The organism is Salipiger sp. (assembly GCF_059781815.1).
On sequence record NZ_JBYNAH010000239.1, the window covers coordinates 1 to 7,629 of the forward strand.

General features: G+C 69.8%; 7 protein-coding genes. 5 read left to right on the top strand and 2 right to left on the bottom strand.

The window, feature by feature from the left end:
• Nucleotides 1-556: FAD-binding oxidoreductase (locus AC6RA4_RS21190; protein ID WP_500163708.1), on the bottom strand; the 556-nt coding region annotated here is incomplete at its 3' end.
• A 139-nt stretch (nt 557-695) separates the two neighbouring features.
• On the opposite strand from AC6RA4_RS21190, the gene AC6RA4_RS21195 reads away from it, so the two are divergent.
• The 3 genes from AC6RA4_RS21195 to AC6RA4_RS21205 are packed head-to-tail and all read left to right on the top strand — an operon-like array spanning nt 696 to nt 2,959.
• The gene (locus AC6RA4_RS21195; RefSeq protein ID WP_500163709.1) at nt 696-1,433 is read left to right on the top strand and encodes an SDR family oxidoreductase; all 738 of its coding nucleotides are present in this window, start codon (nt 696-698) and stop codon (nt 1,431-1,433) included.
• 6 nt (nt 1,434-1,439) lie between these two features.
• The gene (locus tag AC6RA4_RS21200) at nt 1,440-2,120 is read left to right on the top strand and encodes a GntR family transcriptional regulator (protein WP_500163710.1); all 681 of its coding nucleotides are present in this window, start codon (nt 1,440-1,442) and stop codon (nt 2,118-2,120) included.
• On the top strand, nt 2,117-2,959 hold the full coding sequence (locus AC6RA4_RS21205) for a fumarylacetoacetate hydrolase family protein (protein ID WP_500163712.1): 843 nt from the start codon (nt 2,117-2,119) through the stop codon (nt 2,957-2,959). Before AC6RA4_RS21200 ends, AC6RA4_RS21205 begins: the two co-directional genes overlap by 4 nt.
• Nucleotides 2,960-3,124: 165 nt before the next feature.
• On the opposite strand, the gene AC6RA4_RS21210 is transcribed toward AC6RA4_RS21205, so the two are convergent.
• Nucleotides 3,125-4,330 (bottom strand): cytochrome P450, encoded by a 1,206-nt coding sequence (locus tag AC6RA4_RS21210; protein WP_500163714.1) that lies wholly within the window; start codon nt 4,328-4,330, stop codon nt 3,125-3,127.
• 60 nt (nt 4,331-4,390) lie between these two features.
• Between AC6RA4_RS21210 and AC6RA4_RS21215 the strand changes: the two genes are divergently transcribed.
• Nucleotides 4,391-6,142, top strand: a complete 1,752-nt coding sequence (locus tag AC6RA4_RS21215) for a sensor histidine kinase (protein ID WP_500163715.1) — start codon at nt 4,391-4,393, stop codon at nt 6,140-6,142.
• On the top strand, nt 6,139-7,365 hold the full coding sequence (locus tag AC6RA4_RS21220; RefSeq protein ID WP_500163716.1) for a sigma-54-dependent transcriptional regulator: 1,227 nt from the start codon (nt 6,139-6,141) through the stop codon (nt 7,363-7,365). The genes AC6RA4_RS21215 and AC6RA4_RS21220 overlap by 4 nt, the downstream gene beginning before the upstream one ends.
• Nucleotides 7,366-7,629 lie beyond the last annotated feature (264 nt).

A 7,629-nucleotide genomic window follows, 5' to 3' on the forward strand; every position in this document is an offset into this window, starting at 1 on the left:
GGTCGTACCCAGCCGAGGACTTGCGCGCTTCGCTGCCGGTGCGGATCACCGTGCCGTCGGCCATCACCGCCTCGAGCGCCAGTACGTTCTCGCGCATGGTGCCGTAGCGCACCGCCGTGGTGCCCGAGGCGCGCGTCGCGGCCATGCCGCCAAGCGAGGCGTCGGCGCCGGGATCGACCGGGAAGAACAGCCCCGTGGCGCGCAGGTCCTCGTTGAGCTGCTTGCGGGTCACCCCGGGCTGGACCACCACGTTCATGTCCTCGGCATGGACCTCCAGCACCTTGTTCATGCGCGAGAAATCGAGGCTGATGCCGCCATTGACCGCCAGATGCTGGCCCTCGAGCGAGGTGCCGGTGCCGAAGGCCACGATGGGCACGCCATGCTCGGCGCAGATCCGCACGATGGCTGAAACCTCTTCGGTGCTCTCGGGAAAGGCCACCGCGTCGGGCAGCACCTCGTCGTAATGCGCCTCGTTGCCGGCGTTCTGCTGGCGGGCGGCAAGGGCGGTGGAAAAGCGCGGACCGAGCAGCTGCCCGAGCGCGTCGAATGCGGTCATCTTGGTGGTCTCCGTGCGCCGGGGAATGCGCTTGCATTCGGTATACCAGCCGGTGACACTGTGGCAAGCAACTGCCGGAGGGGAAGCGCCCCAACCGGCCGGCAAGAGGGCGCGAAACGGCGCCGAGGGAGGAGGGCTCATGACCCGGAGCATCGTCATCACCGGCGCGGGCAGCGGCATCGGCCGCGTCACCGCGCAGGCATTCCTGAAGGACGGCTGGCGCGTGGCGCTGGTGGGCCGCCGCGAGGCGCCGCTGCGCGAGACCGCCAACGGTGATCCCAATGCGCTGGTGCTGCCCTTCGACGTTGCGCAGCCGGAGGCCGTCGAGCGTGGATTTGCCGAGGTGGCGCAGCAATGGGGCCGTATCGACGCGCTGTTCAACAATGCCGGCATCTTCACCAAGGGCGCGCCGATCGACGAGATCCCGGTCGAGGACTGGATGCAGCTCTGCGCCGTCAACATCACCGGCATGTTCCTCTGCGCTCGTGCGGCCTTTGGCCAGATGCGCCGGCAGGACCCGCAGGGCGGGCGCATCATCAACAACGGCTCGATCTCGGCGCATGTGCCGCGCCCGGGCTCGTCGCCCTACACGACCTCGAAACACGCCATCACCGGGCTGACCCGCTCGATCAGCCTCGACGGGCGGGAGTTCAACATTGCCTGCGGCCAGATCGACATCGGCAACGCGCTGACCGAGATGGCCGCGCCGATGGCGGTGGGGGTCAAGCAGGCCAATGGCGAGATCGCCCCCGAGGCGGTGATGGATGCCGAGCATGTCGCGACCTCGGTGCTGCACATGGCGGGGCTGCCGGTCGATGCCAACGTGCAGTTCATGACCGTGATGGCGACCAAGATGCCCTATATCGGGCGGGGCTGAGCCGGGATGGACACGCCGCAGGACACGCTGGCCGAGCAAATCGCTGCGCAGCTGCGCCGGGCGATCCTGTTCGGCACGCTACCGCCCGATGCGCCGATCAAGGAGCGCGACACCGCCGCCGCCATGGGGGTGAGCCGAACGCCGATGCGCGAGGCGATCCGCATCCTTGCCAAGGAGGGGCTGGTGGTACTGCGCCCGGCGCGCAGCCCGGTGGTGGCGCGGCCCTCAATCAAGGAGGTGCGCGACCAGGTGGTGGTGCTGCAGACGCTCGAGCAGCTCTCGGCAACGCTGGCCTGCGAGGCCGCCACCGATGCCGATCTCGACGAGATCGAGGCGCTGCACCGGCGCATCTCCTCGAGCTACGATCAGCTCGATGCGCTCGACGCCTTCGAGCTCGACATGAGCTTTCACCGCCGCATCGCGCGGGCGGCGCATAACGCGGCGCTGGCGCAGACCCACAACCGCTATCTCGCGCGGCTGTGGCGGGCGCGCTACCTCTCGGCCCGGATGCAGCGCAACCGTGCGCGCGTCGTGGGCAATCACGAAATCATCCTGCAGGCGCTCCGGGCCCGCGACGTGGACGCGGTGACCCGCGCCGTCGAAGAGCATCTGGCGAGCCTCGCAGACGACATCGCCGCCGCCCTCGAAGCCGAGGCGGCGGCCGCAGACCAGGAGGACGAGACATGAAACTGATGCGCGTGGGGCCGAAGGGCGAAGAACGCCCGGTGGTGCTGGACGGCCAGGGCCAGATGCGGGATCTCTCCGGCGTGGTGCCGGATCTTGGCGGGCAGGGCGTGTCGCTCGAGGCGCTCGAGGCGATCCGCGGGCTCGATCTCGCGACGCTGCCGGTGCTGCCCGAGGGGGTGCGCATCGGGGCTTGCCTCGCGTCGGTGCCGAACTTCTTCTGCGTCGGTCTGAACTACGCCAAGCACGCCGCCGAGACCGGCGCGCAGCCGCCGAAGGAGCCGATCCTGTTCTCCAAGGCGGCCTCGGCGCTGGCCGGGCCGAACGATGCGGTGACGATCCCGCCGGGCTCGGAGAAATCCGACTGGGAGGTCGAGCTCGGCGTGGTGATCGGCAAGACCTGCTGGCAGGTCTCCGAGGCCGATGCGCTGAGCCATGTGGCCGGCTATTGCGTGGTCAACGACCTGTCGGAGCGGGCCTGGCAGATGGAGCATGGCGGGCAGTGGATCAAGGGCAAGTCGGCGCCGGGCTATGGCCCCTGCGGGCCGTTTCTGGTGACGGCGGACGAGGTCTCCGATCCGCAGGCGCTGCGCCTGTCGCTGGCGCTGAACGGCGAGACGGTGCAGGACAGCGACACCTCTGACATGATCTTCGGCGTGGCCGAAATCATCTCCTACATGAGCCGCTTCATGGAGCTGGTGCCGGGCGACCTGATCGCCACCGGCACGCCTTCGGGCGTTGGCCTCGGCATGAAACCGCCGCGCTTCCTGCGCGCCGGCGACGTGATGGAGCTGAGCGTCGAGGGGCTCGGCACCCAGCGGCAGGAGATGATCGCGGGGTAGCAGCGGATCTGCGGCAAAGCCCTGCCGGGGCGCAGCGTTGCGCCCTGCGCCGCCCCGGTCGCGATACGCCCCGCGTGACGCATCGTGACGCGCTTCGTCTCGGGCAAGAGAGGAGCGCGCCTGACGGCATCTCGTCCTCGATGGCGCGCAGCCGCAGGGGCAGTGCTAAACCGGCTCGCGGGTGTCGGGAGCGGTCGGACCCGGGACTGCGGTCAGCCGCTTCAGCCCGTGAAAGTGGTAGAGATCCGCATAGCGCGGCGTCTCTGCCAGCCGCAGCCCCGGGCAGCGCGCAAAGAGGATCGGCAACGCGACCTGCAATTCCAGCCGCGCCAGTGGCGCACCGACGCAGAAATGCGGGCCGCCGCCGAAGGCATGATGCGCAGGCGCCTCGCGCGCCGGGTCGAAGCGATGCGGATCGTCATAGACCTGCGGATCGCGCCCGGCGGCCCCCAGCAGCAGCCCGACCTGATCGCCGCGCCGGAACCGGTGGCCGAAGAGCTCGACCTCCTCATAGGCGTAGCGGGTGAAGAGATGCAGCGGGGGATCGTGGCGCATGATCTCTTCGCAGACCGGCGCGGCGGTCTCTGCGGTGATCGGCGTGCCGGTTTCGAGCAGCGCCTTGATGCCGTTGCCCATGCTGTGCACCGTCGCCTCGTGCCCGGCATTGAGCAGCAGGATGCAGGTGGTGATCAACTCCTCGGTCGAGAGCTTTTCGCCGGCCTCCTCGGCGGCGATGAGCTGCGACAGCAGATCGTCGCGCGGATCGCTGCGGCGGTCGTCGATATACCCGGTCAGAAAAGCCGAGAACTCCGAGGCGGCACGCGCCGCCGCGTCCTCGATCTCGCGCGTGCGGCGGGCTTGATACATCGCCACCATCGCGTTCGACCAGTCGAGAAGCTGCGGCGCCATGCTGTCGGGCACGCCCAGCAGCCGGGCAATGACGATCACCGGGATCGGCTGGCAGAAGGCGGGCAGCAGGTCGACCTCGCCCTCGGGAAAGGCGTCGATCAACCGATGCGCCAGCGCCGCGATCTCCGGCCCCAGCGAGGCGATGCGCCGAGAGGTGAAGGCGCGCAGCACCAGCCCGCGCAGGCGGGTGTGCCGGGGCGCCTCGAGCTCGAGCATGGAATGGGCCTCAACCTTGTAGAAGGCGGCCAGATGCTCGGGCACCGGCTGCGCCAGCTCGGACGGGATCTCGCGCCCGAAGCGGCGGTCGCGCAGCAGCGCGTGCACCGCGCGGTGCGAGGCGGCGCAGACCATGCCGTACTCTTCCCACCACGCCAGATCGCCGCCCGCGCGCAGGCGGTCGTAGAACGGGTAGGGGTCTTGCACGAAGGCCGGATCGGTCGGGGATTGCGAGAAGCGCTGCATGCGCGCGACCCTGCCTCCACGCCGCTTCCCTGACAAGACGGCGCTTGCTATGTCTCCGCCATGAAGCGGAAACTGCATCACAGTCGCGGCGCGCTGCTGGCCCTTGCCCTGACCACCACCGCGGCGCTGTCGGGGGCGGTCTGGCATTACGGCTACCTGCAGGCGCTGGAGCCGCTGGCCGCGCGCGGGCAGAGCGATCTCGAGCTGGCCTCCGAGCGGCTCGTGACCCAGCTGCAGCGGTTCCGCGAGTTTGCCGTGCTGAGCGCCGAACACCCGGCCCTGGCCGGGCTGCACCATTTTGGCTCGCGTCGCTCCGCCGAGGCGATGCTGCTGCGTGGGGCCGACCGGTCCGGTGCGGCGCTTGCCGCCTATGTCGATCCCGAGGGGCGCATCCTGGCCGAGTCCGAGCCCGGCCTGCCGGACTGGGTGCTCGAGGGCGCGCCCTTCACCCGCGCGCTCGACGGCGCGCTTGGCATCGCTCACGGGGCGGGGCCGGAGGGCATCGACCGGGCCTTCTACTTCGCCGCCCCGAGCTTCGGCCTGGATGGGGCGGTGCGCGGGGCGCTGATCGTGGTGATCGATATCGCGCGGCTCGAGCGGGACTGGCGCGGCTCGCTGCCGGCGGTGTTCTTCACCGACAGCGCGGGCGAGATTTTTGCCACCAACCGCTCCGAGCTGCTGGGCTGGCGTCGCACCGGCCCGGCGGAAGTTGTCACCCCCGATGGCACCCGCCGCGAGATCGCGGTCCAGACCCCCGGCGGCTACACGGTCTGGCAGCAGCGCTTTTCGCCCTACGTGCCTGCTCATGCCCTCCGGCTCGAGAGCGAGCTGCCGGTGATCGGCATGACCGGGGTGCTGCTGATGGACACCGCGCCCGCCACCCGCCTTGCCGGTCTGCAGGCGGCGGTGGTGGCCTCGGTGGTGCTGTTCTTCGGTGCGCTGCTCTGGCTGGCGCTGGAGCGCCGCCGGGCGCTGGCCGAAGCCAATCTGGTGCTCGAGGAGCGGGTCTCGGCCCGGACCCGGGCGCTGCAGCAGTCGAACCTCGCCCTGCGCCGCGAGATCGCCGAGCGGCAGGAGGCCGAAGCGGCGCTGAAGCGGGCGCAGGCCGAGCTGGTGCAGGCCTCGAAGCTGAGCGCTCTGGGCAAGATGAGCGCCGGCATCAGCCACGAGCTGAACCAGCCGCTCATGGCGATCCGCTCCTTCGCCGAGAACGGCGCCGCCTTCCTCGAGCGCGGCAAGCAGGAGCGCGCGGCGGAAAACCTCGGGCGCATCTCGGACATGGCGAACCGCATGGGGCGGATCATCAAGAACCTGCGCGCCTTCGCCAAGGCGGAGCCGGAGCCGGCGCGCCGGGTCGGGCTCGCGGCGGTGGTCGAGAGCGCGCTCGAGGTGCTCGCGCCGCGAATCGCCGAGACCGGCACCCGCATCGACTGGCAGCGGCCCGAAACCACGACGGTGGTGATGGCGGGCGAGGTGCGGCTGGGGCAGGTGGTGATCAACCTGCTGTCGAACGCCATGGACGCCATGGCAGAGAGCGAAACCCGCGCGATCACCATCCGCGTGGCGCGCGACGATGCCGCCGGACGGGTTCTGCTTACGGTGCGGGACACCGGGCCGGGAATTGCCGATCCGTCGCGCATCTTTGATCCGTTCTACTCGACCAAGGAGGTCGGCGCCGCCGAGGGGATGGGACTCGGGCTCTCGATCTCCTATGGCATCGTCGAGGGCTTCGGCGGACGGCTGCGCGGCGAGAACGTGCCGGGCGGGGCCTGTTTCACCGTCGAGTTGCTACTGGCGAGGGAGATGGCATGAGCGTGCGCAGGGTGCTTCTGGTCGACGATGACGCGGCGGTGCGCGAGGCGCTCGGCCAGACGCTGGAGCTGGCCGAGTTCGACGCCATCACCGCCGGCTCCTTCGTCGAGGCCAAGGACCGCATCGGGCCGCAATTCGAGGGCGTGATCGTCTCGGACATCCGGATGCCGGGGCGCGACGGGTTTCATCTGCTCGACTATGCGCATGAACAGGATGCCGAGCTGCCGGTGATCCTGCTGACCGGCGAGGGCGATATCCCGATGGCGGTGCGCGCCATGTCGGCGGGGGCCTTCGACTTCCTCGAAAAGCCCTGCGCGCCGCAGGACCTGATCTCGGTGATCGAGCGCGCGCTGCGCACCCGGGGCCTTGTGCTCGAGAACCGGCGGCTCAAGGCGCAGCTCGAGACCGGCGACCCGGCGGCCCGGATGATCTTCGGCATTTCGCCGCAATCCGAGACCCTGCGCGCGCAGGCCCGCGCCGCCGCCCGCGCCGGCACCGACGTGCTGATCCGCGGGGCGCGCGGCTCGGGCATCTCGAAGGTGGCCGAGGTGGTGCACCTGTGCTCGACCCGCGCCAAGGGGCCGTTCGAGAAGCGCTCGGCGGCGGGGCTGGGGCGCGAGGGGCTCGAGGCGGTGTGGGAGGCCTGCGCCGGTGGCACGCTCTTCCTCGACGAGATCGCGCAGCTGCCCGTCGACACCCAGTTGGCGCTGCAGGACAAGCTCGAGGCCGGCGGCGCACGGCTCATCGCCGGCACGGTCGAGGATCTAGGGCAGGCGGTCGAGGCGGGGCGGTTCTCGGCCGAGCTCTACTACCGGCTCGAGGTCATGCAACTGCGCATTCCGGCGCTGGCCGAGCGCCCCGAGGACATCCCGGTGCTGTTCCGGCACTACGTGGCGCAGGCGGCGGAGCAATCGGGCATGTCCCAGCCCGAGATCGGCGACGAGGTCATCGCCGGGCTGATCGCGCGCGACTGGCCGGGCAATGCGCGGGCGCTGATGTCGGCGGCGATGCGCTTCGTGCTGGGCCTGGGGGACGAGGAGACCGGTGGTGAGGGGCTGGGGCTCGCCGAGCGGCTTGCGCAGGTCGAGCGCTCGCTCCTGGCCGATGCGCTCAAGCGCACCGGCGGGCAGGCCAGCGCGGCGGCGGAGATGCTGAAGCTGCCGCGCAAGACCTTCTACGACAAGCTGGCGAAATACGGGCTGAGACCGGAAGAGTTTCGCTGACGCGTTCCCTTGCAGCGAGAGGCGCGCGGCGAGTGGCGCTTGACACCGGAGCCGCGCGGATCAGAGCGGCGTCGGGCGCCTGCGCGCGCAAAAGTCGCCCTTGGGTTGCGGCTGAATATATGCGCTAATTCCATATATTATTTATATATTTCAATATCTTGATTCACATCATCGCGTCCGCCTCGCCTGCTTGCTAGCGTTTTTGCATGACAAGAGGAGGGGAGCCGATGGTTTCAAAATATATCACACGTCGCGGAGGGGTCA